Origin of the sequence: Paenibacillus algicola (assembly GCF_005577435.1) — a bacterium.
Lineage (GTDB): Bacteria > Bacillota > Bacilli > Paenibacillales > Paenibacillaceae > Paenibacillus_AQ > Paenibacillus_AQ algicola.
On sequence record NZ_CP040396.1, the window covers coordinates 3,036,092 to 3,061,942 of the forward strand.

The following is a 25,851-nucleotide window of genomic DNA, read 5'->3' on the forward strand; positions in this document are numbered from 1 at the left end:
CCATAACAAGGAGGTTCCTCTGTTGTTTACTTCTATTCGTTTCGACGAAGACTCTATTTATAAGTCCTCTCCTTCTAGCGTTGCTTTAGTCTGGAACCAGCTTCGGCCAAAGCAATGGAGTAAAAACCTGCTCCTATTCGCGGCCTTAATCTTTTCAATTAATAAAGTAGATTTTATGCAGATCGCCTACTCTATTATAGGATTTTTAATTTTCAGTGTAATTTCCAGTACAGTGTATATCATTAATGATTTCGTAGATCGCGATGCCGATCGCGCTCATCCAGTCAAGCGACATCGTCCTATGGCTTCTGGCAGACTGAATCCGGTGGTCGCTTTGTCGGTAGGGACGGTCCTGTTTTTATTGTCCTTGCTCATTTCATTTCTGCTGAACCCCTTATTTATGGTCATTGCGATAACATACTTTGTTATTAATGTTTCGTACTCGCTCTATTTGAAGCATATTGTCATTTTAGATTTGATGCTTATCGCATCCGGATTTGTGCTGAGAGCCATAGCTGGAGGTGTCATTATCTCAGTATCGTTAACCCCTTGGTTTCTTCTCTGCACGCTTTTGCTATCTCTCTTTCTGGCTATTGGCAAAAGAAGACATGAGCTCATTTTACTTCAAGAAGGGGTCAGTGCTCACCGAAAGGTACTAGAAAGCTATTCGGTATCCCTGCTGGATCAATTTTCTAACATTGTTACGGCTGCAACTGTCCTTAGTTACTCCTTATTTACGTTTACCTCTAGCCATACCGTTTACTTGATGCTAACGATTCCTTTTGTCATCTACGGCATGTTTCGATATTTGTATCTGATTCAAATAAGGAATCTGGGAGGATCTCCTGAGCACATCCTTTTAGAGGACAAGCCGATTTTAATTACCGTCGTTATGTATTCACTGTGTGTCGTCATCATTCTATTGCTGAAAGATTCAGGGTACATACAATGACTAAGACTAAGTTTGCCTTCTGGGATGTGGATCATACTTTTTTACGTGGTGACTCAATGCTGCTTTTTTTACAGTATGGACTCTGGAAGAGGCCTTGGACTTTTTATCGCATGTTGCCTATATTCTGGAAAGCCCTTCAGTTCAAATTAGGGTTTATTACCGCGGAGGAGGCCAAGCCGTCCTTTTTCTATGCCATGTCCGCGTTGTCTGAGGAAGACTTAGAGCACTTCTTTGACACAAAACTGTATCCGCGGATTTGTCAGGACGCCTATCAGGAAATTCGCCGTTTGAAATCAGAAGATTACATCGTTGTGCTTGTCTCTGCTTCACCGCATGTCTATCTGAAACACTTTAAGAAGCTCCCTGAAATTGATGAGGTCCTTGCTACAAAGCTAACGCTTACGGAGAACTCCTATATACCATGCATCGAAGGCAGAAACTGTTACGGTGAGGAGAAGGTCGCCCAGATTCATCGCTTTCTTGAACGCCGCGGACAAACCATTGATTATGAGCATTCATGCGCCTATTCCGATTCTATATCCGATATACCTATGTTCACACTAGTGCATCACCGATATTTGGTGCGGGGACAGCACCCTGAATTGGAGCCTGTGAAGTGGAAGAAGGAAAGTCGATTACATCCTCATATAGGCAAAATATGGATGGTGATTTCAGCGTTAATGACAGCCACAGGCCAGTTATTCTGGACGTGGGGAGCAGAGAGTATTTTTTACTTAGGATTAGGCTTCCTTTGTTATGGAGGGGGAGCGATTTTTATGATTCGAGGCCTATCGTTAGAAAAGCTTTCCGTAGCTTATCCAATGATGTGTCTTAGTTACGTATTTGCCATCGGCTACGGATACTGGATTTTACATGAACCTATAACGTTGAACAAGCTGATCGCGTTAATATTAATCGTTAGCGGGGTGTTTCTACTCTCACATGAGCGTTAATTTGAACATAACTATGCTCCTCATGCTATGTCTTATGACTTTGCTGGGTTCCTCTGGTGCGGCTTTGTTTAAGGTCTTCTCCATCCATAAAAAAAGTAGGTTTTTACTGTTCGGCATCCTGGTTTACGGATTTGGAGCATGGATCAATATTTATTTGCTGCAGATTTTACCTTATACGATTGTTGTGCCCGCCAACGCCCTGACTTTTTTATGGACACTGATTATTGCTAAATATGTGTTTGGAGAACACATTGCAGTTGTGAACGTAGCAGGCGTTATCTGCATTGGTGCCGGGATCTGGTTCTTGGTACAGTGACACAAGATCTAACACTACCATTTTCTAAAGAATGAGGTTGATTTATAGCATGATGTCTTATTGGTTTCAGGACAAAACGGACAACAAAACGGCTTTTGCTCTTTTCCTTCTCTTTGCAGCTGCATACATCACCATAAATGTTCCTTACTTGCTGTTTATGGATCGTTATGCGGAGTTAGTATCTGCTTCCAATCCATTCTATGGTGCAAAATTCGGACTGAACCTGTTTAACTTTGATCCTGCCATGTATTACGGGTATGATAACATTTCTGTCATCCATCCTTACATCAATATCATTGCGGGTCCACTTAGTGAACTGGCAAACAGCGGCTTAGGAAATCGTTTTTTTCTGATCCTTCAATCTATATTAAATGCAGCAAGCACAGCTCTTTTATTCTACATCCTGCGTCGCAGTGGCGGCAGCCGGCGGATTTCATTTCTCATTGCATGTCTGTTCGGGATCAGCTCCTATTCCTTGTTTTCCTCATTCATTCCGGATTCGTATGCGTATGCTCAGTTTGGACTTCTAATTTCTGTATTTTTCCTGCAATACTACCAAGAACGCAAGCTTTATCCGATATGGCCATTAGCCGCACTGGGAGCTTTAAACTTCGGGATCACAGCTACTAATGTAATTCCTTATGCTGGCGCAGTCATCCTGGAGCAAATCGAACGCAAATCTCGAACCGCTATCAAAACTCTGTCTCTTATTCTTGGTGCTTTTATGATTATTTGCCTGGCTCTCGCACTGGTTCAGCTTCTGATGCCAAGAGGTGTTACGTGGGTCTCCTCGTTCTGGGGCGGCTTAGTCAACGGCGGATTCAATTATATTGCCTTTTTCTCTGTTACCGAACATTGGAAAGCAATCTATCTGCTAGGCGTGAACCCTCTCCTGACCCCGGAGATCGCATTAATTAATGCCAAATCTGCTGCGATTGCTACTGACTTATCACAGCCCTATCCAATATACGTATCTATCTTCGGATTCAGCTTTCTAATCTTGACTTTGTTCGGGTGGATTCGAGGCTTCCGAGAAAAGAGAGCCTGGGCCATCGTACCTGTTCTGTTTATAGGTTTTTCCATATTTCTTCATCTTGTTGTAGGATACGGATTAGCCAACTTTGAATATGACTTATACCTGTATGCAGGTCATTACTGGTTCGCATGTTTCCTGCTGCTGTCCATGGGCATTCAATCCGTCCGCCAGCCCTGGATTCGCAAGGGTATCGTAGGTTTCTTAGTGATCATGCTGCTGGTAAGCACTCTGCATAACCTCATCCATCACCGTGAAACTTTAAGAAATATTGAAGAAATTTATGTTCATGAAATGAAGTAGCACGAGAAGGGTAATAATCCTCAACCGCCAATGTCAGACTCTAACGGAAGGAGGATTCTATGTTTTTTAGCTCGTGGAATGATCTGCTGCGAATTGTAATCATCGGGGTGCTGTCTTATCTCTCGCTGATCCTCATGGTTCGGATATCCGGCAAGCGTACGCTTTCCAAAATGAACGCCTTTGATTTTACTGTATCTGTCGCTGTCGGCTCCAGCTTCTCGACGGTCATCCTGAATAAGGACATTACGCTCGCAGAAGGGCTTACCGCTTTTCTCGTGTTAATCGGGATGCAGTATTTACTCGCCTGGTGCGCTTCAAGAAGCCGGAGGTTTCGCAGGGTGCTGCAATCCTCCCCGGAGCTGGTGTATTACCAGGGACAGTATGTCAACCGAATCATGAAAAAAAACCGTATCGACGAGCACGACATCTATCAGTCTGTACGCTCGGAGGGCGTAACCAACATGAATGAGGTGTATGCGGTCGTGCTGGAGCCGAACGGAAAGCTCTCGGTGCTCCAAAACGCCGAAGTCGAGGATAATTCTATCCTGGAGGAGGCCAAGCCGGGCCATTCCTTCTCTGAATAAAGTGCTTGATACAGCCATAAGCCCAGCTCCGGTGCAGTCATGCCGGAGCTGGGCGGGGCTGTGAATATATGGACTCAAAAAATTTTGCGCGTTGCCCGGTCCTCCTTGATGATCTCCACGGCTTCCCGAAAGCGGATGGCGTGAATCACCTCTCGTTCTCTCAAAAATTTCAGTCCATCCTGAAGATCCACATCGTCGGTCATGTCAATGAGCCATTGGTAAGTGGCGCGAGCCTTCTCCTCGGCTGCAATATCCTCATACAAATCCGCGATGGGATCTCCTTTTGCATTGATATAGCTTGCCGTCCAGGGTACACCTGCTGCATTTTCATAATAAAGCGCCTTGTCGTGGCCCGCATAATGTGCCCCGAGTCCGGCAGCCTTCATCTGCTCCACCGTGGCGTCCTTGGTCAGCTTATAAACCATAGTGGCGATCATCTCAAGATGAGCAAACTCCTCCGTACCAATATCATTGAGCACACCTATGACGCGATCAGGAATCGTATACCTTTGATTCAAATAGCGCAGGGCTGCCGCCAGTTCCCCATCTGCCCCTCCATACTGTTCAATCAGAAATTTGGCCATCATGGGGTCACACTTGCTGACTCTGACCGGATACTGAAGCTTCTTCTCATAAATCCACATGGAATGAATACCTCCTTGTCATGAGGGACCTGGTTCACACGCAGCGGTACCGCCTAAACCTGCCAGGGCCAGGGCGCTTGTGGCCATTGAAACGGATATCTGGAAAAAGAGTGCCCGTAATGGGTGAGCGGACCGTACAGCTCCTCAAACCTTCGAGCCAAAATCATGCGCTCCTGCGCCATTTTGTTGTACTGCTCAATGCTTTTTAGATCTCCAGGGTGGGTATCCAGATACAGATTGAGCTCCAGCAGCACGAAATCGACTGCCTGAAGCTGCTCCAGCATCTCGTAATAACAGGCGTCACCCGGCTGCGTCTGGGGCCCTGCTTGTGTCTGGGCTTGCTTTAGGGGAACATCCCCGCGCGAGCTTGCGTCCGTCATGTCCTATTCTCCTTTCCGCTAGCGGGATTCGTAGGGACTGTATAACGCGGGCCATAGTGTGCCATGCTTCAGCGCTTCGGCCGGACTAAACTGAGGCAGATCTGCGGGCTGAAACACCACGTACTGATTAACCGGTACGACATAAGTGCGGCACGGCAGCGGAGGGCAAGGATCAAACGGGCTGCGGTAGGTGATATATTGCCGCTCTTCTCGATTCTTGTGCACGGCTCATTCCTCCTTGAGCTAATGTTAAGGGGAGTCATCATTGATACTTAACATATGAGGAAGACCCGTAAACTAAAACTAAATAAAATAACCCCGCCGCAGCATGGCACATCCATGCAGCAGCGAGGCACTGGGTACAAATGATCGATGTATTGCCGGCTAAGCCAGACTAGAGCGTTACCGCTTTACGGGATTTAAAGTCTACACCCTTGTAATACATATCCGCCACCAGCAGGTTTGGACCGCAGCAGCTGACTGCATCACAATGGCAGTTAACACTCTGGTTCAGCGGATGCCCGGTGCTCCAGGCTGTGAATATATCGTCCAGTCGATCCTGCTTCATATTTCCGAAGGCCGGGATGTCTGAAAAATCCGTCACATACACATCGCCGGTAAACAGGTTCACATTGACCCGGTTGCGCCCGTCAGGATCGTTACGCACCGTGACATTGTCCTCGGCCGCCAGGCGTCGGATCAGCTTCCAGTCACTCTCGTCCTGACTGCAAGAGAAGAACGGCAGCGTACCAAAGAGCATCCAGATGTTGTGATCTCTTGCATCCAGCAGCCGGTGAATGGCTGATTTCATATCGTCGAGCGACAATACGGGCAGTGAAACTGCGAAATTGGAGGCGTACATCGGATGCACCTCATGGCGGACACATCCCATCTCCGCAATCTGACGGTGGATCTGATCCAGCTTCTGATGAGTCCGGTAGTTGATCATGGACTCTGCCGAGATCATCATCCCGGCCTTACTAAGCTCCTGTGCATTGGAAATCATCGTTTCATACATCCGGTAGGCCGCTTCCCGCGGTACCGGACGGGCACTGTTCGCAAATCCCACCTCATAGAAATCATCACCATTCAAATAATTGAAGGAGATATGCATAACATCAAGGTATGGGAGCATTTTCTCATATCGGCTAATATCGAGAGTCAGGTTCGAGTTGATCTGAGTACGAATGCCGCGCTCGTGCGCATAACGAAGCAAGGGGAGGAGAACATCATCCACCGTTTTTCCGGAAAAAGCAGGCTCACCGCCCGTCAGGCTGATCGTCTCCAAATACTCCACCTCATCCAGGCGCTTCAGCATTATATCCAAGGGAAGCATCGGGGCTTCCTTCATCACGAGCATATCACCTACTGCACAATGCTCGCAGCGCATATTACATAAATGGGTTACGGTCATTTCCACACTGGTGAGGACGTGCCGTCCGTGTTTCCGCAAAGAAACAATCGGGTCCCAGGGATCAAAATCCGGGGATAGCGGTGTCCGTACGGACGGCCCTTCTATCAAACGGTTATTCATGATTTTCCACCTTTATATCTTTTATTTCTAATCAGACGCTCCATTATAACACAAGCTTCCCTCAATCAGAGGTTCTGGCGGGATTTCCGCGAAGCCTTGGGGAGCAGCCACCGGGGTGCCCACCAGTTCGCCCGGCCCATGAGCTTCATAAAAGCTGGGACGAGCAGCATCCGGATAATGCTTGCGTCTAGCAGAATGCACACGGTCAAGCCAAGACCGATCGCCTTCATCATCTCATTATCCGTAAACACAAAAGCACCTGCCACTGCTGCCAGAATGAGCGCCGCACTCGTAATCAGGCCTCCGGTTGAGGATAGTCCTTCCATCGTGCTCCTCTCATTGTCTCCTGTTGCCTCGTATCTTTCCTTGATTCTGGACAGCAGAATGACTTCGTAATCCATCGAAATGCCGAACACGACACAGAAAATGAGGATCGGCAGCAGGATAAACACCGAGCCCGTGGAGCTGATCCCGAGCAGGCTCGCCCCCGTGCCTTCCTGAACAACCTGGACCACGATGCCAAGACCGGCGCCCAGGCTGAGCACGTTCATCAGGACCGCCTTCAGCGGCAGCAGCAGGGATCGAAAGGCAATCATCAGCACGGCATACGTGGCAGCAAACACAAAGAGCAGGACATAGGGAATTCCATCTTGAATGGCCTGCATAATATCCAGCTTATACGGAGGAATCCCGGTAATATACACGGTTAATGCCTCCGGCGTCAAGCTCCGGAGCCTTTCGATCAGCTCCACCGTCTGCTCCTGTATATCTCCATACCGGGGCACGATCGCTACGGCAGCCCATTGCCCGGACGCTACCCGGTAGCCCTGAAGCTCTTGATTGAATTCTTCACTCTGCAAAAAAACAGCGATCTCTTCCGCATCGCCCCGGGGTGCAAGGCTGAGATAGCTTTCCACCCGCTGCACATCAGGCAGGGCCCGAATTTCATCACTATAGGATTTCAAGGCTTCAATGCTCTCTATCTCCTGATACGATGCCGGAAGCTTCACGGCTGCAACGATCGGATACAGCTCCCGCTCATCATAAGCCTGCTTCAGCAGGTCATCGCCGGTCCTGGATTCGTAGCTGGGCGGCAGCACCTCAGCCGAAGGTATCCCTGCCTGCACGCGCGACAGCGGCAGCATGGCGAGCAGGAGCAGCAATGTCGCAAGGACGGCAACCGTACCGGGCCTGGACATGACAAAGTCAGACAGACGGTGCCATACCGTCTGCTGCGGAGCAGGCGAAATAGCCGGGCGACGGCGAAGCCGGGTGCCCGTCATGCCGAGCAGGGAAGGCAGCAGCGTATTGGCCGCCGCCACCGAGATGATGACGACTGCAATTCCGCCCAGGCTGAACGAAGTGAAGATTGGCAGGTCGATGAAGGCCATAGCCACAAAGCCGATGCACACCGCCGCCCCGGAATAGATCACCGCTCTCCCTGATGAATGGCAAGCTGCGGCTACGGCTGCTTCGGGATCACCCCGATCCAGCTCCTCCCGGAACCGGCTTACGAGAAACAGCGCGTAATCCATGCCGACCGCTAGGCCCAGCATCGTGACGGCATTGGGCAGGAAGTTGCTGAGGCTGTGATTCCATAATGCTGCACCGTACAACAGGCCCATCGTCACAGCGACACTACAGACTCCGACAATGACCGGAAGCGCCGCTGCAGCGAACGAGCCGAAAGCGAGCCTCAGAATAAGCAGCGCCAGCGGAATACCGATTAGCTCGGCTGTCACGATGTCCTTTTTGACAGCTTCATTCATATCAGCCAGCACAGCGGTATTGCCCGAAATATACAGCTCATATCCAGGTATCGCCGGCAGAGCCTCGCGGATTTCATCAAAGTACCGCAGCACATCCTCAGGCTTGTCCCTCAGCTGGACCGTGACAGACTGGATATGCTCCTGTCCCGGCTTGCGCGCAGCCAGCTGAAAAGAGACAGCTTGTACATATGGCTTGGAGAGCATGGGGTCCAGCGCTGACATCATGGCGTTTTTTGCCGCAGCGGTCGTTAAATTATCTCCCGGTTTGCCGGCAATGACGATGTCCAGGGTGGTTGAAGAGATGCCCAGCTTTTTCTCCAGGATCTCCGCACTTTGCAGAGCCGGGCTGTTATGCGGGGTAAAGCCGTTCTGCTGCAGCAGGGAAGGCAGCCGAAACGCAAAGGGAAGCATCAAAAGAAACAATATGAACCAGGCAGCGGCAACGGCCCGGCGAAAGCGGTACATCCCCCGCCCCCACCTGTGCATTCGTGACTGCGGGCCATTCCGTTCCACTACAGTTCCTCCTCATCTTGTTGGAATATTAAGCGTACACTGCCTCTCCAATGCCGCAGATCATTACAGACAGACACTGTGACAGATCCATCTCATAGGGGGTGCGCAGCGGCTCTCCCTTGGGATTGTTCAGCACCCTCACGACCGGACGATGCGGAATCCGCGCATGAATCCTGGATACAACGCCGCTCTCTCCGGTAGACAGCATAACGGTGATGCCTGGCGGATAGATTGCGACCCGGTCGCGGAAAATCGCGAGAAAGCTCTGCTCATACAGCGTTCCACTTCCGGTATACATCAGCTCTACGGCCTCGTGCGGGAGCTTGGCCGGCTGATACACCCGCTGGGTGGTCATGGCATCATAGGAATCGGTAATGGCAATCCATTTTGCAAATTCGTGAATATCCTGGCCCTGAATACCTCGCGGATATCCCGATCCATCCAGGCGTTCATGATGCTGAAAAGCGCAGTGTGCGGATAGCAGCGGAATGTTAGGCTCATTTTTCAAAATGTCGTAACCGATCTCGGTATGCTTTCGCATCTCGGCAAATTCAGCATCGGTCAGTCGGCCCGGCTTCTGAACAATGGATGCTGGCACCCTTGTTTTCCCGATATCATGGAGCAGCGCGCCCAGGCTCAGCATGTACAGCTGATTCCGGCTATATCCATAGGATAAGCCCAGCACCATCGTGTACAGACAGACGTTCAGGGAATGCTGATACAGGTTGTAATCCGATGCATTGATATCTGTCAGCAGCACCATGGACACCTCCATGGAGGACACCTCGTCCAGGACAGAATCAACGACGCCTGAAAAGGTTTTGCCCAGATGCAGGAAGCTTCCTTTCAAAGAGCTTTGGTTCTCCAAATTCTTGAAGCTGGCCTGGATCGAGCGGACCGCCGAAAGGCGTGATTCCTCGCTAATCAGCTGGGGAATGACAATATCCTCTGTTGCAGCGTCTTCAATATAGACATAGCCAAGCTTCAGATCCGTCAGCCGGTTAATCAGGCTGCTGGTCAGCTTCACGCCATCCGAGAGCAGAATCAAGCCGTCTGCGTTATATATTTTTTTGCCAAGCACCATGCCCGGCTGCAGCAAATGTACAGGTACCAGACGCAACAGGCCACTTCCTCTGCTATGTATGTTGAATGTCAATAATGCGGCCTCTCACTGCATGATAAACATCCAGAACAGTGCGGCCAGAATGAACCGATAGATGGCGAAATGAGTAAGTCTGACTCGTTGAATATATTTCATAAATGCCAGGATGACCAAATAGGCCACGACAAAAGATACGATGAAGCCAGCCGCAAATACGCCCATCACATCTGCCGTAAAATAGCGGTAGGAATCCAGCAGCTCATAGCCGGCTGCCGCGCACATGATCGGGATGGCGATCAGAAAGGAGAAATCCGCTGACGCCTTGTAGCTGACTCCGCTAAGCATCCCTCCTGAAATGGTGGCTCCGGATCTTGAGAAGCCGGGCCATAGCACGGAAATCACCTGATACAGACCGATCAGAAAGGCCTGCTTCAGCGTAATTTCGTCCAGCTCCTGGGCCGTGATCACCGCCTTGCTGCGGTTAAACCGCTCCGCGAGGATCATGAATATGCCCCCGGCTACCAAGGAGAACAGTACAATATCTGCGCTGAACAGGCTCTTGATATGATCCTTGGCCACATAAGCGACCAGCAGTGCCGGGGCGATTCCGAGCAGCACATGCATAAGCGTCAGCCGTGAGGCCTTTGTATCCTGCTTGCCCAACGGCTTGCTGTCGATAAATCCGAGCAGGCTCAGTATTCGCTGCCAATATACGATTGCCATGGCCAGGATCGCTCCCAGCTGAATCACGACCTCGAACGTTTTCATGAGCGGGGTCTGGTCATCGTAGCCCATCATTTTCGCGGTTAAAATCATATGTCCTGTAGACGACACCGGGATGAACTCCGTGAGTCCTTCCACAATGCCCAGAATGATTGCTGCCAGTATATCCATGATTATCCCTCCTGCTTAGTGGCGTTGTCCATACATATGTATGCTTGGCCCAAGCAGGTTAGTCGAATGTCATGTGATCCAGCGGGAATAGAAGCTTTCTTCCAGGGCACCGGGACGGGATAGCTCCAGGCGCAGCAGGTCTCTTAGAAATTCGGGCAACAGGTATTCAACCTGTTCACCGTGAGATAACGACTCATAGCCCACCTTGAAGGTAAACATATCAAGCGTGCCTACCCGGTACTCCTTCTCCCGCTCCAACGGCTCTCCTTGTACAGAAGCCTCCATAATACGCGATCCGGCCGGACGCCTCATATCACAGGTGACCACCATGCCTGACAGTGCAAGCACGCCGAGTACATTGCCTCGGAAGCCGTAGCCCTTAATCCCCCGCTCCTGAAACTCTGGCAGCAGACTCTGCTCCAGCGCCTCCAGAATATGCTGTCCCTTCAACGTGACCACGCATGGGTTGATCGGCGAAGGACAAAGGGCATGAAGCATCCCGGTCGTAATTTCTCCCTCAGGCAGAGGGCCCAGCAGCTGCCCGGCATTTACAATAGCCAGCTCCGTGTTGGTGTAATGAGCTACAGCCTGAGCCAGGAGATTGGCAAAGGGAGACTCCGCCCCATAATCCAATGGAAGAGCTTGATCGGTAACTGCCGCAGCCTCGCTCAATTTCACGGCGGCGGAGTCCCGATGCTGCAGGATGGCGCCCTCGACCTCCGCATGCAGCTCCCGGTCCGGAACGGCAATGACTTCTCCATGGTCAAATTGAAGGCAACTGTCCGGACCTCGGCTGAATACAACCTTGCCGACATAATCTCCGAACTTTCCTGCGCCGCAAACGACGGTATCCGCAATGACAAGCGGCTGCTCCAGCAAATGATGGGTATGTCCTCCCAGGATGAGATCAATGCCAGAAATTTTCTCGGCCAGCAAGGAATCGGCTGTAATGCCTAAATGCGACATGACGATCACCACATCCACCTGGCTGCGCAGCAGCTGTACCTGATGCTTCAACGCTTCCTCCGGATCCTCCGCAATCCAGCCCAGCAGCTTGTAGAAGCTGTCATAAGCCGCTGTTGCCGCTGTAATCCCGATGGAGATTCCGGCACGTTCCAATATAACCTGCTCCCTCATCCACGCTGGCGGCCGGCCGGTGACAGCCTCCTTAATGTTGCAGCATACGACCGGACAATGCAGTCCTGCATAGGCCGCCTCCAGCGCTTCGAGGGGGACCGTCAGGCCTTCGTTGTTCCCGATCGTAATGGCATCATAGCCGGTCAGATTCAGAACATCTACATTGGCCTGGCCCATCGTGCCTTCCGTCTCTATGGCAGCCCGGTCCATATGATCACCGATATCAAGCACCAGTACCGCTGACTGGGATCCGGCAGCTTTTCTTTCCCGGGAAATAACGGCCGCGTTCCCGCTCATTCTCTCAAAATGGCTGTGAATATCATTCGTATGCAATATGATCAATTTCTCAGCTGACATCTCACCCAATCCGCGGCCCTCCCTTGTCTGTTTCGTTACACTTTCCGGTCTTTTAAGCATAACATTTTAGGCGGGATTATGGTATATTGAAGCCCATAACAATTCGAGGTGAAATTCTATGGATACCATTCAAATATTGCTATTTGCCGGGCTGGCCGAATCCATTGGCCAATCCTCGGTCCACTTCCCGCAAGACCAGCTGCCTCTCGCCACCAAGGCACTGAAAGAACAGCTTATGAAAAGCTATCCCGAAGCGGCTTCCTTGATCTCCGTTTCCCTGGCCGCGGTAAACCAGGAGTATGCAGGCGATGAGCACCTGATTCTGCCGGGCGATGAGGTTGCACTTATTCCTCCGGTTTCCGGAGGTGACGGGCTGGGCGGCGATTCTGAGGCTCAAGCTACACCGGCAGTGTCTGCAGATGGACTTTGCATGATCAGCGGCCAGACTCTTCAGCCTGATGAGACCTTGGCTAAAGTACAGCACCGGAATCATGGTGCCTCCCTGTCTTTTGTCGGGACCACCCGCGAAATGACCGGAGAGATGAAGACCGTGACGCTGGAGTATGAAGCCTATGTGCCGATGGCACTTGCCGAAATGCAGAAGATTGTCCACCAGATTCAAGAACAGTGGCCGGGAGCCCGCTGCGCCATCTCCCACCGTATTGGCACGGTTGATGTCGGGGAGATCAGTGTGGTCATCGCCGTCTCAGCCCCCCACCGGGACTCTTGCTACGATGCCAGCCGCTATGCCATTGAAGAGCTGAAACGGACCGTTCCCATCTGGAAAAAAGAGATCTGGGAAGACGGCTCGGAGTGGAAAGGCGTTCAAACCGGTCCATGGGCTCCAACATTCGACAAAAACTAGCGTTTCGGCATTGATAATCCAATATTTTCTTGCTAAGATATAACTTAGGTCTTACATATCCATATCTTAACAGTAAGAAGGTGCGGCGCTTTGAGAATACATGTTACCGACCTGCAGCCCGGTGATACAATAACAAAGGATGCGTTCAATCCACATGGCGTTCATGTTATGCAAAAGGGTACGGTCCTTCAGCTTGAGGAAATTTCCAAACTGCTGCAGCATAGTATTGATTACATTGAAATTCAAGCTCGGGAGCTTCATTTGCACGCCAGCACTCCGGAAGAGATGCCGGATAGCCTATACCGGATTAAGCCTCAATTCGATCAAGCAATCGAAGCCATTTCTTCTATTTTTATGAATGCCTTGAAGCACGGTAAATTCGATGAAGATGTCGTCGATGATGCATTTCAGCCGGTGGTTGATTCCTTGATGAAGCAGAAGGACGTGGTATCTCTGCTACTCATGCTGAATCAAGAGGATGATTATACGACCCGGCATTCGATGCAGGTGGGCGTGCTCTCCTACTATTTATCAACCTGGATGGGCTATTCCAAAGACGAAGCGTACGAGATTGGCAAAGCCGGTTACCTGCACGATGTCGGGAAGTGCCGCATTCCTAAAGAGATTCTGAACAAGCCTGGAAAGCTCACTGCTGAGGAATTCGATGAGGTCAAACGTCATACTACATACGGCTACGAAATTATCCGTGAATCCATGGATGATGAGCTGACAGCCCTGGTTGCCCTGCAGCATCATGAACGAGATGATGGCCGGGGCTATCCGCAGGCGCTCCAGTCTCATCAGATCCATCCGTATTCTCACATTGCGGCTGTAGCAGACGTATACAGCGCCATGTCCAGTACCCGTGTGTATCAATCCAAGCGCCAGCTGCTGCACGTGCTGCAGGAGCTGTATCGGATGAGCTTTGGACAGCTGAACGGCAAGCCGGTTCACGCATTCATCAAGCATATGCTGCCGAATTTCATCGGCAAGAAGGTCACCTTGGCATCAGGCCAATCGGGCACGATTATCATGACCAATCCGTCTGATTATTTCCGACCACTGGTCCAAACCTCGGCTGGATTTATCGATCTGTCCAAGAGCTCCGAGGATGCCATTAAAGATATTAAACTATGACTCGTGTAGGGGCGAAGCCTCCCCTATACGCACGAACCCCCTTTGATCCTGGATCAAAGGGGGTTCCTTATATGTTAGAGGTAGCTTTATTATAACGCCGAAATCTTAAAGAACCCTTAAAGACAGATTAGGAGAGGCTAAAATCAATGGGATGTATGAATATAGCGATGTCTGTGTGGTATGAGATAAAAAAACGTGTCTGATGCAACTGGGACACGCAAGCATGATCAGTCGCATCAGACACGTATTAACATGTGAATAAGCTTTAACCGATGGAACCTTCCATTTCGAACTTGATCAGTCGGTTCATCTCCACCGCATACTCCATCGGCAGCTCTTTCGTGAACGGCTCGATGAAGCCCATAACGATCATCTGTGTCGCTTCCGCTTCACTCAAGCCGCGGCTCATCAGATAAAACAGCTGATCCTCAGATACCTTGGAAACGGTCGCTTCATGCTCCAGCGTCACGTTATCGTTCTTGATCTCATTATAAGGAATTGTATCCGATGTGGATTCGTTATCCAGAATCAGAGTATCACATTTGATGTTCGCCTTGGCGCCTTCAGCATTACGTCCGAAGGAAGCGAGACCGCGGTAGGTTACTTTACCGCCATGCTTACTGATGGACTTGGATACAATTGTGGACGTCGTATCCGGAGCCAGATGGATCATCTTCGCGCCGGCATCCTGGTGCTGGCCTTTACCCGCTACAGCGATGGACAGAACCATCCCTTTAGCGCCGCGGCCCTTCAGAACAACGGCAGGGTATTTCATCGTCAGCTTGGAGCCGATGTTGCCATCCACCCATTCCATCGTTGCATTTTCTTCTGCCACCGCGCGCTTGGTCACCAGATTATAAATGTTCGGTGCCCAGTTCTGGATGGTAGTGTAGCGAACGCGAGCGTTCTTTTTACAAATAATTTCAACGACTGCGCTGTGCAGGGAATTCGTGCTGTAGATTGGAGCCGTACAGCCCTCGACATAGTGCACGAAGCTGTCTTCATCTGCAATGATGAGCGTCCGTTCGAACTGCCCCATGTTCTCGGAGTTAATGCGGAAATATGCCTGCAGCGGAATTTCACACTTCACGCCTTTAGGAACGTAGATGAAGCTTCCGCCGGACCATACAGCACTGTTCAGTGCCGCAAACTTGTTGTCCGAAGGAGGAACCACTGTAGAGAAGTATTCCTTGAAAATTTCAGGATGCTCTCTCAGCGCCGTGTCGGTATCTGTGAAGATAACGCCTTGGTCTTCCAGGTCCTTCTGCATGTTATGATACACAACCTCGGATTCATACTGTGCAGATACGCCCGCAAGGAACTTCTGCTCTGCTTCCGGAATTCCAAGCTTATCAAAGGTTTCCTTGATTTCAGCAGGAACCTCTTCCCAGGTCTTGCCTTGCTTCTCTGAAGGTCTTACATAGTACTGAATATCATTGAAATCCAGATCCTCTAGATCTCCGCCCCATTTCGGAGTGTCCATCTTCTCGAACTGCTCCAGAGATTTCAAGCGGAAATCCAGCATCCACTGAGGTTCATTCTTGATCTTGGAAATTTCAGTAACAATTTCACGCGTCAAGCCTTTACCGGTTTGAAAAATAGCTTTATGCTCGTCGCGGAAACCATATTTATATTCTTCCATTTCAGGAGCTTTTTTTGCCATTTGTGTTACCTCCCTATCATGTTTAGGACTTTTCTTCCTTGCCTTCAATACCTTTACGAAGTGCGTTCCAGGCCAGGGTTGCACATTTGATGCGGGCAGGGAACTTATTGACACCGGATAGGGCCTCGATATCCTCATACTCGTCGAATTCCACCGTTTCCCCCTTCATGAGGGACGAAAATCTGCCAGCCAGCTCCTCAGCCTCCTGAACACTCTTTCCCTTGACAGCTTCAGTCATCATGGATGCCGAGGAGATGCTGATGGAGCAGCCCTCTCCCGTGTACTTCGCATCCTGGACTACACCGTCCTCCACCTTCAGCTGAAGAGAGATTCGGTCGCCGCAGGTCGGATTGTTCAGATTAATCGTAACATGGCCGTCTTCAAACATTCCTTGGTTACGGGGATTCTTATAGTGGTCCATTATGACACGTCTATACAAATCATCAAGTTGCATCGCCAAAATACTCCTTTGTCTGGATTAAGGCGCTGATCAACCGGTCGACGTCCTCTTCTGTATTATACAGATAAAAGCTCGCTCGTGCAGTAGAAGATACCTTAAGCCAGCGCATCAGCGGCTGACAGCAATGATGGCCTGCGCGGATTGCAACGCCCTGAGCGTCCAGCACCGTAGCCACATCATGCGGATGGACATCCCCCAGATTGAAGGTGATGAGTCCCACCTCGCGGACGGCAGGGCCGTACAGCTTAAAGCCGTCAAGCTCTGCCAGCCGGTTCATCGCATAAGCCGCAAGCCTGCTCTCATGGCGTTCAATCTCATCCATGCCAACGTCCTGCAGAAAATCAATGGCGGCCCCTAGACCGACAGCGCCGGCAATGATCGGGGTTCCCCCTTCAAATTTCCAAGGGAGGTCCTTCCAGTTGGACTCATACAGACCGACATCGTTGATCATTTCCCCGCCGAACTCAATCGGCTCCATTTGCTCCAGCAGCGCCTTCTTGCCATACAGGGCACCAATGCCTGTAGGCGCACACATCTTGTGGCCTGACAGGGCATAGAAGTCACAGTCCAGATCCTGAACGTCAATCTTCATATGAGGGGTGCTCTGCGCTCCGTCAACCGAGATCACAGCTCCGTTGCGGTGAGCAATTTCTGCAATTTCCTTCACCGGATGCACCACACCCATCACATTGGAGACGTAGCCGATAGCGACTACCTTTGTGTTAGGGGTCACCGTCTTCTCCACATCTTCCAGTGTAATGGTGCCATCCGGCTGCAGCGGGATATATTTCAGCGTGGCACCCACAGCAATCGCTGCCTGCTGCCACGGAATCAGATTACTGTGATGTTCCATTTCCGTCAGAACAATTTCGTCCCCCGGACCGCACACCGAGCGGGCATATGATGAAGCAACCAGATTGATCGCTGTCGTCGTCCCTCTTGTAAAAATAATCTCCTCGGTGCTCTTCGCATTAATGAAACGGGCGAGCTTCTCCCGGGCGCCTTCATAGGCGTCCGTAGCCCGGCTTCCGAGCGTGTGTACGCCGCGGTGCACGTTGGCGTTTTCCCATTCATAGTAATGCTTGACCGCATCAATCACAGCGCGGGGCTTCTGCGAAGTCGCCGCACTGTCCAGATAAACCAGCGGATGTCCGTTGATCTCCTGATTCAAAATGGGGAACTGCTCGCGGATGGACGCGTTCATTGTCCCAGCTTCCTTTCAACGAGACTCTGAAGCTGATCACGCAGACCTTCCAGAGGAATCTCGCTGACTACCGGTGCCAGGAACCCGTAGATGATAAGGGACTCCGCCATGGTTCTGGAAATACCGCGGGACATCAGGTAGTAAATCTGCTCTGCATTCACCTGTCCTACGGAAGCCGCATGGCCTGCAGTTACATCGTCCTCATCGATCAGCAGAATCGGGTTCGCATCCCCGCGGGATTTCGGGCTCAGCATCAGTACGCGCTCTGTCTGCTGGCCGTCCGCCTTCGTCGCACCCTTCTCGATCTTGGTAATGCCGTTGATAATGGCCTGTGCTTCTTCACGCATCACAGCACGGGTAATCATCTGGCTCGCCGAGCTTTTGCCAAAGTGACGGGCTTGTGTGGTGTAGTTGATCTTCTGCGAGCCGGAGCCCACCGCGATGACCTTCGCATCAGACAGTGATCCCGAGCCCTTCAGAATGCTCATCGTGTCGCTGGCGGTATCGCCGTCATTCATTTCGCCGACAATCCACTCCATAGATGCGTCATTATCTACCACTGCACGGCGATAAGTAACGTCTGTGATGTCTGTCGACAGCTGATGCACGGATGCAAAACGAACCTTAGCGCCGTTCTTAACGAAGATTTCTACAGCGCCATTGTGCGTCACATGGCCTTCAAGTCCGCTGTCTACATAGTTATCGACGTAAGTCACCCGGCTGTTGGCTTCAGCAACAATCAGAATGTGAGGAGCAAACAGGGCACCCGCGTCATCGGTCAGCAGTACGGCCTGCAATGGAAGCTCAACCTCTACATTCTTCGGAACGTAAAGGAACACTCCGCCGTTCCAGGTTGCCGCATGAAGTGCAGCCATCGCATGCTCATCAGCCTTGATGGCCTGGTGCAGGTAAGGCTTCACCAGTTCCTCATGCTGGGAGCACGCGGTTTCCAAATCCGTAAAAATTACGCCTTGCGACCTCAGCTCATCCGACAGCTTGGTGTACACGGTGCCGCTGTTGCGCTGGATAATAAGTCCTCCCTCCCGGGAGCCCTCCACCAGCTTGGCAGCATGCTCCGGAAGCTCATCCAAGGATGTCAGCTCCTGAGCAGCTTTATACTCTCCATACGCTTGAATATTCCAACGGTCAATGCGCTGCTTCTCCAGCTTTGGCAGCGGCAGGCTGCCGGCCAGCTCCAGCGCGGACAGGCGGCCTTCTGTTACCCACGCCGGCTCCTGCTTGCTTTGAGACACAGCCTTTAAGGCCTCAGCGTTGACCGGAAGAGTTGTTTGTGTAGTCATATGATCTTCTCTCCTCTCGTCAATTACGCTTCTTGACCTACAGTTTCATCGGTAATACCCAGCTCTTCCTTGATCCAGTCATAGCCTTCTGCTTCCAGACGCTGTGCAAGCTCAGGTCCGCCGGACTTCACAATACGGCCCTGCATCATCACGTGCACATAATCCGGAGTGATGTAATTCAACAGGCGCTGATAGTGGGTAATAATAAGGAAGCCGCGCTCTTCTGATTTCATCGCGTTCACACCGTTCGCTACGATCCGCAGAGCGTCAATGTCAAGACCGGAGTCAATTTCGTCCAGAACAACAATCTTCGGATCCAGCAGCATCATTTGCAAAATTTCGTTCCGCTTCTTCTCACCGCCGGAGAAGCCTTCGTTCAGGTAACGGTGGGCGAATTCAGGATTCATTTCAAGCTCCTTCATCTTGCCTTCCATTTGACGAATGAACTTGATCAATGAAATCTCGTTGCCTTCACCGCGGCGTGCATTAATGGCACTGCGCAGAAAGTCCGAATTCGTAACGCCCGCAATCTCACTCGGGTACTGCATAGCCAGGAACAAGCCTGCCAAAGCGCGCTCATCCACTTCCATATCCAGCAGATCCTCACCATTGAGAGTTACGCTTCCGTCGGTTACTTCATATTTCGGGTGACCCATCAATGCGGATGCCAGTGTACTTTTACCTGTTCCGTTCGGACCCATAATGGCGTGTACCTCGCCGCCGTTCATTTCAAGATTAATTCCTTTCAGAATTTCCTTACCTTCAATTGTAGCTTTCAAGCCTTCGATGACGAACTTCGTGGACATAAGATATTCCCTCCGACTATATGTTATAGTGAAACCTATGATCACAGGAGCATTCTCCTGATACCATCGGAAAACTAAGAATCTTTACTTGTTTATAATTATTCTAAACTGATTCTCACTGATTCTCAAGCCATTTTATAATAAATCGTCACTCTTTTCAACCAAGCCTCCTGGGAAAGAAGACCGATCCCGCCCTCTCAGGCTTTAGCAAAACAGGCTTGGCCGTAGATTTCCGGCCAAGCCTGTTGATCATAAATTTGCATTTATTGGCTGTTGGTTCTGCTGCAGCATCCTGCATCGTCGGCTTCACCGAAAGCGGTACAGAACGGCATTTCCTATCAGATCCTTTCAGCCTGAGTGGACTTAGCCCAAGAAAGAGCGGAGCATCCACATATGCTTCTCGAAGTCGGCCTTGAATCCGGTCAGCATATCTGCGGTCGGCGCATCCTCTGCCTCTTCGGCCATTTCAATTCCTTCCTGGAATTCTTCACACAGCGTAGCCATATCTTCAACCAGCTGCTGTACCATACCGCGTGTATCCTCATTACCGGATGCTTCCTGCACGGTGGCGGCATCCAGATATTCTCTCATGGTCGCCAACGGACGGCCCTTGATCGCGAGCAGGCGCTCCGCAATCTCGTCCATTTTTAAGGTTACTTCATTATATAGCTCCTCAAATTTTACGTGGAGAGAGAAGAATTGCTCCCCTGTCACATACCAGTGATAGTTGTGAATCTTCACATACAGAACATTCAGGTTTGCTACCTGCTGGTTGAGCATTTGCTCTACGCCTTTATTTTGTGTTTTTGGAGTTGATTTACTGGATTGTGCTTTACCCATGGTTAATCCCTTCCTTTACAAAAATATAGTATCTCGCATGATTGCATACCTTAATGCAGCAGTTATGGCTCAAGCCTGGCTGCACTCGGGCCTGACATAACTTTACCTCACGGCTCCCCCGCTTCCGGGGTCTAGTCCTAGTTTACCCTACGTGCCGCTGTGCGAATCACGACTGCAGACCTTTTTGCCCGGTGACAAAAAAGGGTACAAAAAGTGATCATTTAAAGGTATACTTGCTTTACCTACTAAGATGGTTGGTTTAATCCTTTCAATATATATGGAGGTGGCATCATGTCCACATATCATCCGCTTTCTGTCCAAGAGGCCATCGAGCTGGCCCGAACCATCCCGGGGCATTTCTCAGAAGGTGCCGACCTGTCCTGCCGTGAAATCGGAGACGGAAATTTAAATCTTGTGTTCCACGTTACAGATACTTCATCTGACAAAAGTATCATTATCAAACAAGCGGTTCCTTATGCAAAGGTTGTCGGGGAATCATGGCCGCTGTCTCTCGACCGTGCCCGCATTGAGCGTCAGGCACTGCAGATTCAGCATCAATATTGCCCAAGCCTCGTTCCGGAGGTATATGCTTACTGTGACGAAATGGCCTATACCGTCATGGAGGATCTAAGCAGCTACACGATTATGAGAAAAGGCCTGATTGAAGGCGGGGTCTATCCCAACTTCGCGGAACACATCGGAGAATTTATTGCGAACACACTGTTCTACACCTCCGATCTTGGAATGAATCAGCAGGAGAAGAAGGTGCTTGCCGGCCAATTTGTGAACCCGGATCTGTGCAAAATTACCGAGGACCTGATCTTCGAGGACCCGTACCGGGATTCTCCAAACAACAATTATGCTGAGGCTATCGCTGATGAAGCCGCTGCGCTTCGCAGCGACCTTCCGCTTCATTTTGAGGTTGCGCTGCTGCGGGACAAGTTCCTGACCCGTTCACAAGCGCTGCTGCATGGCGATTTGCATACGGGAAGTATTTTCGTAACCCCTGAATCTACGATGGTCATTGATCCGGAATTCGCTTACTACGGACCTATGGGGTTTGATATCGGTGCTGTGCTGGCCAACCTGCTGCTCAATTATGCTGCCCAGCCGGGCTGGAGCAAGACGGAGGAGCTGGCCCAGCGTGAGCAGCGTCTCTTGGACATGGTCCCTGCCGTCTGGAACGAGTTCGAATCCCGATTCCGGGCATTGTGGAACAGAGACCTGCAGGATGAGATGGCACGTACGCCGGGCTATCAGGATCATTATATTTCACAAATTCTTAAAGACACGGCCGGCTTTGCGGGCTGCAAGATGATTCGCCGCATTGTTGGCTTGTCTCATGTTGCCGACATTGACGGTATCCCAGATGATGCATTGCGCGAAGCTGCACAGCGTAAGGCCCTGGCTATAGGCAAGGCTTTGGTCCGCCACAACCGCAGCGTATCAAGCATAGAGCATTTTATGGAAGTCATTACCCAAGCCATTAACGAGATTGAGGTGTCCATATGAGTACAGGCACAGATCAAGACTTCAATGCATCATCACCGCTAAGCTCCCTGTCATGGGGCGGCGATCACCTGCTGATGCTGGACCAGCGCCTTTTGCCTGAGGAAATTGTATTTCTGAAATTATATACAGCGGAGGAGGTCTGGGAAGGCATTCACTCCATGAAGGTACGCGGCGCTCCGGCGATTGGCATCGCGGCCGCGTATGGTGTTGTGCTTGCCGCCCGTGCTTATCCAGGGGCATTGCCGGTAGAGTGGCTGGAGGTCACCCGCAAGGCATGTGCTTACCTTGCAACCTCCCGCCCTACCGCCGTCAATTTATTTTGGGCTTTGGACCGGATGAAGGAGAAGGCCGGGCAGCTGGCCAACACCGCCTCCTCCATTGCAGCGCTGAACGAGCAGCTGCTGGCAGAGGCCGATGCCATTCGTGCGGAGGATGAAGAGGTATGCCGCCGGATCGGGGAACATGCATTGCCGCTCATTCAGGACGGTATGGGAATTCTGACTCACTGTAATGCCGGCGGACTTGCAACCGCCAAATACGGCACGGCTCTCGCGCCGATGTACCTGGCTCATGAGAACGGGATTTCTTTCAAGGTATTTGCCGATGAAACCCGTCCTGTGCTGCAGGGAGCACGCCTGACCGCATTCGAGCTGCAGCAAGCCGGGATCGATGTAACCCTTCTTGCGGACAACATGGCAGCCATGGTCATGTCCAAGGGATGGGTTCAGGCCGTCATCGTGGGTACTGACCGCATTGCGGCCAACGGAGACGTTGCGAACAAGATTGGAACCTATGGTGTGGCTGTTCTGGCCAAGGCTCACGGCATTCCATTTTACGTAGCCTCACCGTTGTCCACGATTGACCTCAGCACGCCAACAGGCCAGGATATTCCGATCGAGGAACGTGCAGCCGAAGAAATTACGGAAGGCTTTGGCAAGCGCACCGCACCTCAGGGTGTAAAGGTATTCAACCCGGCTTTTGATGTAACGCCGAATGAATATGTAACGGCAATCATTACCGAGAAGGGAATCGTTCAGGCTCCTTACGACGAGAGCCTCAAGGATTTGTTTGCCGATAACGATTAGGCTACTTATACAGACAGGTGCTCCTGGAAGCTTGGTTCTTCTAAAGAGAGCACCTGTTTTTGTTTGGCCAAATGTCTCTGCAGCTTCCTTAAATCATACGCAGGAGCGCATCTCTGCCCTTCATTCCGGCGTAAATGCCTTGCTTCTCCGCTTCGATCGTCACGGACTCCAGCGGCGCTTCCAGCAGGTCACTGACAGATCTTACCCCTACAGCTCTGCCTGCCAAAATTTCACGCTCGGCAAGCTTCTCGTTCAGCAGGCCGACATCGAGAGCACCACACATAATGTAGCCCCGGTCCGTATATAAAGCGACCAGATTCGTCTTCGGCAGCTTCACCTCTACTGCCATTACAATATGCCCTTCGATCTGTACAGGAAGTAACGTCACCATCCTTCTCACCTCCCAAAAACGTCTATTACATGTGTATTCAGACTCATATCAAGTGGTGCAAACGTCATTGTGTGGGATAGAGCGTTTATGTATTTTTACCTGACGATTTATGACAATAAGACTATGAAATTAAGTCAGTTATGTTATAGTATTCTATAGAAACGAAATGTTAGATTTGCCTCGGCACGGCTTTTGAATGCAGTTTGTATCTTGCAGCCAGCGGGTATATATCTTTTCGTAAAGTACATGTTATGCAGGATCATCTTGAAAGCTGGTGAATGATAAACTTATGAAGAAGCCTCCCCCACACGATGACACAGGGTTCTTATTCAATGTCGATATTCTGGTCAAAAGCCCCTCCAACGCTTTTGCTCTGCAGCAGCTGCTGCAGACCCTGAACCAGGATGAGCAAATTATCGATTTCCGTATCAAATCAGGCATCGAGCTCGGTGAAATTATTGACCAGCTCCTCCAGAGCAAGAAGAAGGCCTTCATCTCTAAAGCCCATGGCAAGGCTGCTGAAGCCGCTGTATCCGGCTCGGAGCTTAAAGCAGCAGTGGTCTTTAAGCCATCCGAGGCTGTCGAGCGTCCGGTCTCACCCGCTCCGGCTGTCGTTCAGTCGGAAGCCGCGCCCTTGTCTAAGCCCGTTCAGCCTCCTAAAGGGGATCCCAAGGGAGCATCAGCCGCTGTGGATTCCAATCCCTATAAGTGGATTACCGATTATGCAAAGGACAACCGCCTGGTCAGAATGACAACGAACCGCCAGGGGAAGCAATTCAGCCTGCCCTGCCGTATCTTGAACTTTGATGAGAGCAAGCAGCTGGTCACGGTTTATCATGTAGATGAGAAACAGGTGTACACATTCAACGTCAATGAAATTGATGAGTTCCAGGCCGGGTAATTCCGTCCTGAAACTATAAAGCGGCTGTCCCTCTAAGAGGACAGCCGCTTTATAGTTTCAGTAACGCGAGCCTTTTCTAGCTCCTTCCAGCGCTCCTGCGGCAAGCAAGAGCCAGCCAGCGATAAAGGATACTCCACCGATCGGAGTAATGGCGCCGAGCCATTTCTCGCCGCTTAACGCCAATACATACAAGCTTCCGGAGAAAATAATAACCCCCGCTATAAACAACAAGCCAGCTAAACGTAATTTCTTGGATTCCCCAAGCCAGCCTCCGCAAATGCCGGCGAGAATGACAGCCAGCCCATGAATCATATGATATTGCACTCCGGTCTCATACACCGTTAGCGCATCGCTGCTGATCACATCCTCCAGCATATGCGCTCCGAATGCGCCAATTCCAACGGAAAGCGCCATGATTACCGCGCCCCAGGCAACCCATTTTCCAGCCCACTGCAACCCGATCCACTCCTCTGTTCATCGTAATCCTTCTAAATTCTTAGTTTAACGGATCACGAACATGTTTTCAAAGCCAAGGAGCCACGATTTCATGTATCTAGACAAGCCAGCACTTGATTTCAACCACAAAATATGAAATCTTAGATAGAGAATGGTCCATAAAGGAGAGAAGCTGGTATCATGTCCAACCCATCCAAGCCGAAGCAAGCGGAAGCCTCTACCAAGGCCAAACCGCATATTTTTATTCCACCTGAGGATCGTAAAACCTCGAAATCAGGTATATTCTCATTATCAATTGCTGTGATAACCATGCTGGGCTATATCATTCTTGCCTCGCTGGGCACATCCATGATTGAGCCTTATTTGACGCCGGATGGCACGATTGTCCCTCCGCAGGAAGCCTTGGAGAAGATGTCTGTCCTCGCCGCCGTATTTATTGTTATTCTGGTGCTAAATCTTGCTGGCTTGATTCTTGGCATCATCGGCAGCATGAACAAGAACAGCAAACGAGCTATTGCCGTAGTCGGCTCCATTATTAATGGCGTTGTATTGTTCACCATTCTCAGTATGTTTGTTTTCGTACTGAATGGATAAATGGTTTACCTTACGCTTTTAAATCCGAAGAACTTGTGCCGCCAAGCGGGGGGTGCGGGTTCTTTTTTTGAGTTATGGTCATGGAAATTGTGTAGTCCTAGGCAGGAAGCAGGATATGGTAAATCGAATAGTATAAAACGGCTATCACATATATAACTACTAGGC

General features: G+C 50.6%; 27 protein-coding genes. 11 read left to right on the forward strand and 16 right to left on the reverse strand.

Features of this window, described 5'->3' with window-relative positions:
- Positions 1–19: 19 nt before the first annotated feature.
- From E6C60_RS14220 to E6C60_RS14240, 5 genes are read left to right on the forward strand one after another with little or no spacing between them, the layout of a single operon-like run.
- Positions 20–952 carry a decaprenyl-phosphate phosphoribosyltransferase gene (locus E6C60_RS14220; protein ID WP_407669165.1) on the forward strand — a complete coding sequence of 311 codons (933 nt, stop codon included), beginning with the start codon at positions 20–22 and terminating at the stop codon, positions 950–952.
- Entirely contained in the window at positions 949–1,905 is a 957-nt protein-coding gene (locus E6C60_RS14225; protein ID WP_138226441.1) for an HAD-IB family hydrolase, read from the forward strand. Before E6C60_RS14220 ends, E6C60_RS14225 begins: the two co-directional genes overlap by 4 nt.
- 34 nt (positions 1,906–1,939) lie before the next feature.
- Positions 1,940–2,221: an EamA family transporter gene (locus E6C60_RS14230; protein WP_233281013.1), complete on the forward strand. Its 282-nt coding sequence runs from the start codon at positions 1,940–1,942 to the stop codon at positions 2,219–2,221.
- A gap of 49 nt (positions 2,222–2,270) precedes the next feature.
- Positions 2,271–3,557 carry a hypothetical protein gene (locus E6C60_RS14235; RefSeq protein WP_138226442.1) on the forward strand — a complete coding sequence of 429 codons (1,287 nt, stop codon included), beginning with the start codon at positions 2,271–2,273 and terminating at the stop codon, positions 3,555–3,557.
- 59 nt (positions 3,558–3,616) lie between these two features.
- A complete protein-coding gene (locus tag E6C60_RS14240) occupies positions 3,617–4,141 on the forward strand; it encodes a DUF421 domain-containing protein (protein ID WP_138226443.1) in 525 nt (174 codons plus the stop codon).
- Between the two features lie 74 nt (positions 4,142–4,215).
- Here the strand turns inward: E6C60_RS14240 and E6C60_RS14245 are convergent, their stop codons facing one another.
- The 8 genes from E6C60_RS14245 to E6C60_RS14280 form a co-directional block, all read right to left on the reverse strand.
- Positions 4,216–4,785 (reverse strand): manganese catalase family protein, encoded by a 570-nt coding sequence (locus tag E6C60_RS14245; protein ID WP_138226444.1) that lies wholly within the window; start codon positions 4,783–4,785, stop codon positions 4,216–4,218.
- A 53-nt stretch (positions 4,786–4,838) separates the two neighbouring features.
- Complete coding sequence (locus E6C60_RS14250; protein WP_138226445.1) at positions 4,839–5,165, reverse strand: spore coat protein CotJB; 327 nt, start codon at positions 5,163–5,165, stop codon at positions 4,839–4,841.
- An 18-nt stretch (positions 5,166–5,183) separates the two neighbouring features.
- A complete protein-coding gene (locus E6C60_RS14255; RefSeq protein ID WP_138226446.1) occupies positions 5,184–5,390 on the reverse strand; it encodes a spore coat associated protein CotJA in 207 nt (68 codons plus the stop codon).
- Positions 5,391–5,559: 169 nt separating this feature from the next.
- A complete protein-coding gene (gene yfkAB, locus E6C60_RS14260) occupies positions 5,560–6,699 on the reverse strand; it encodes a radical SAM/CxCxxxxC motif protein YfkAB (RefSeq protein ID WP_138226447.1) in 1,140 nt (379 codons plus the stop codon).
- A 65-nt stretch (positions 6,700–6,764) separates the two neighbouring features.
- Positions 6,765–8,981, reverse strand: a complete 2,217-nt coding sequence (locus E6C60_RS14265; protein WP_138226448.1) for an MMPL family transporter — start codon at positions 8,979–8,981, stop codon at positions 6,765–6,767.
- Positions 8,982–9,009: 28 nt separating this feature from the next.
- Entirely contained in the window at positions 9,010–10,101 is a 1,092-nt protein-coding gene (locus E6C60_RS14270; RefSeq protein WP_138226449.1) for an HD-GYP domain-containing protein, read from the reverse strand.
- Between the two features lie 48 nt (positions 10,102–10,149).
- On the reverse strand, positions 10,150–10,977 hold the full coding sequence (locus E6C60_RS14275) for an undecaprenyl-diphosphate phosphatase (protein ID WP_138226450.1): 828 nt from the start codon (positions 10,975–10,977) through the stop codon (positions 10,150–10,152).
- A 69-nt stretch (positions 10,978–11,046) separates the two neighbouring features.
- Entirely contained in the window at positions 11,047–12,480 is a 1,434-nt protein-coding gene (locus tag E6C60_RS14280) for a bifunctional metallophosphatase/5'-nucleotidase (RefSeq protein WP_175415307.1), read from the reverse strand.
- 109 nt (positions 12,481–12,589) lie between these two features.
- Here E6C60_RS14280 and E6C60_RS14285 point away from each other — a divergent pair, with 109 nt between their 5' ends.
- Both E6C60_RS14285 and E6C60_RS14290 read left to right on the forward strand, forming a co-directional pair.
- Positions 12,590–13,336 carry a molybdenum cofactor biosynthesis protein MoaE gene (locus E6C60_RS14285; RefSeq protein ID WP_138226452.1) on the forward strand — a complete coding sequence of 249 codons (747 nt, stop codon included), beginning with the start codon at positions 12,590–12,592 and terminating at the stop codon, positions 13,334–13,336.
- Positions 13,337–13,426: 90 nt separating this feature from the next.
- Positions 13,427–14,473 carry an HD-GYP domain-containing protein gene (locus tag E6C60_RS14290; RefSeq protein WP_138226453.1) on the forward strand — a complete coding sequence of 349 codons (1,047 nt, stop codon included), beginning with the start codon at positions 13,427–13,429 and terminating at the stop codon, positions 14,471–14,473.
- Positions 14,474–14,738: 265 nt separating this feature from the next.
- Here E6C60_RS14290 and sufB read toward each other — a convergent pair whose 3' ends face one another.
- From sufB to E6C60_RS14320, 6 genes are all read right to left on the reverse strand, one after another.
- A complete protein-coding gene (sufB, locus tag E6C60_RS14295) occupies positions 14,739–16,136 on the reverse strand; it encodes a Fe-S cluster assembly protein SufB (protein ID WP_138226454.1) in 1,398 nt (465 codons plus the stop codon).
- A 22-nt stretch (positions 16,137–16,158) separates the two neighbouring features.
- A complete protein-coding gene (gene sufU, locus E6C60_RS14300) occupies positions 16,159–16,590 on the reverse strand; it encodes a Fe-S cluster assembly sulfur transfer protein SufU (RefSeq protein ID WP_138226455.1) in 432 nt (143 codons plus the stop codon).
- On the reverse strand, positions 16,580–17,800 hold the full coding sequence (locus E6C60_RS14305; RefSeq protein ID WP_138226456.1) for a cysteine desulfurase: 1,221 nt from the start codon (positions 17,798–17,800) through the stop codon (positions 16,580–16,582). The genes sufU and E6C60_RS14305 overlap by 11 nt, the downstream gene beginning before the upstream one ends.
- Complete coding sequence (gene sufD / locus E6C60_RS14310) at positions 17,797–19,101, reverse strand: Fe-S cluster assembly protein SufD (protein ID WP_138226457.1); 1,305 nt, start codon at positions 19,099–19,101, stop codon at positions 17,797–17,799. The genes E6C60_RS14305 and sufD overlap by 4 nt, the downstream gene beginning before the upstream one ends.
- A 23-nt stretch (positions 19,102–19,124) precedes the next feature.
- Positions 19,125–19,907, reverse strand: coding sequence for a Fe-S cluster assembly ATPase SufC (gene sufC, locus E6C60_RS14315; RefSeq protein ID WP_138226458.1), 783 nt, complete (start codon positions 19,905–19,907; stop codon positions 19,125–19,127).
- A 363-nt stretch (positions 19,908–20,270) separates the two neighbouring features.
- Entirely contained in the window at positions 20,271–20,747 is a 477-nt protein-coding gene (locus E6C60_RS14320; protein WP_138226459.1) for a Dps family protein, read from the reverse strand.
- A gap of 291 nt (positions 20,748–21,038) precedes the next feature.
- On the opposite strand from E6C60_RS14320, the gene mtnK reads away from it, so the two are divergent.
- Positions 21,039–22,259, forward strand: a complete 1,221-nt coding sequence (mtnK, locus tag E6C60_RS14325) for an S-methyl-5-thioribose kinase (protein ID WP_138226460.1) — start codon at positions 21,039–21,041, stop codon at positions 22,257–22,259.
- Positions 22,256–23,344, forward strand: coding sequence for an S-methyl-5-thioribose-1-phosphate isomerase (gene mtnA, locus E6C60_RS14330; RefSeq protein ID WP_138226461.1), 1,089 nt, complete (start codon positions 22,256–22,258; stop codon positions 23,342–23,344). The genes mtnK and mtnA overlap by 4 nt, the downstream gene beginning before the upstream one ends.
- An 88-nt stretch (positions 23,345–23,432) precedes the next feature.
- On the opposite strand, the gene E6C60_RS14335 is transcribed toward mtnA, so the two are convergent.
- Positions 23,433–23,735, reverse strand: coding sequence for a YunC family protein (locus E6C60_RS14335; RefSeq protein ID WP_138226462.1), 303 nt, complete (start codon positions 23,733–23,735; stop codon positions 23,433–23,435).
- A 289-nt stretch (positions 23,736–24,024) separates the two neighbouring features.
- On the opposite strand from E6C60_RS14335, the gene E6C60_RS14340 reads away from it, so the two are divergent.
- Positions 24,025–24,636 carry a hypothetical protein gene (locus E6C60_RS14340; RefSeq protein WP_138226463.1) on the forward strand — a complete coding sequence of 204 codons (612 nt, stop codon included), beginning with the start codon at positions 24,025–24,027 and terminating at the stop codon, positions 24,634–24,636.
- 57 nt (positions 24,637–24,693) lie between these two features.
- Here E6C60_RS14340 and E6C60_RS14345 read toward each other — a convergent pair whose 3' ends face one another.
- On the reverse strand, positions 24,694–25,050 hold the full coding sequence (locus E6C60_RS14345) for a DUF423 domain-containing protein (protein WP_138227822.1): 357 nt from the start codon (positions 25,048–25,050) through the stop codon (positions 24,694–24,696).
- A gap of 222 nt (positions 25,051–25,272) precedes the next feature.
- On the opposite strand from E6C60_RS14345, the gene E6C60_RS14350 reads away from it, so the two are divergent.
- A complete protein-coding gene (locus E6C60_RS14350; RefSeq protein WP_138226464.1) occupies positions 25,273–25,686 on the forward strand; it encodes a hypothetical protein in 414 nt (137 codons plus the stop codon).
- Positions 25,687–25,851 lie beyond the last annotated feature (165 nt).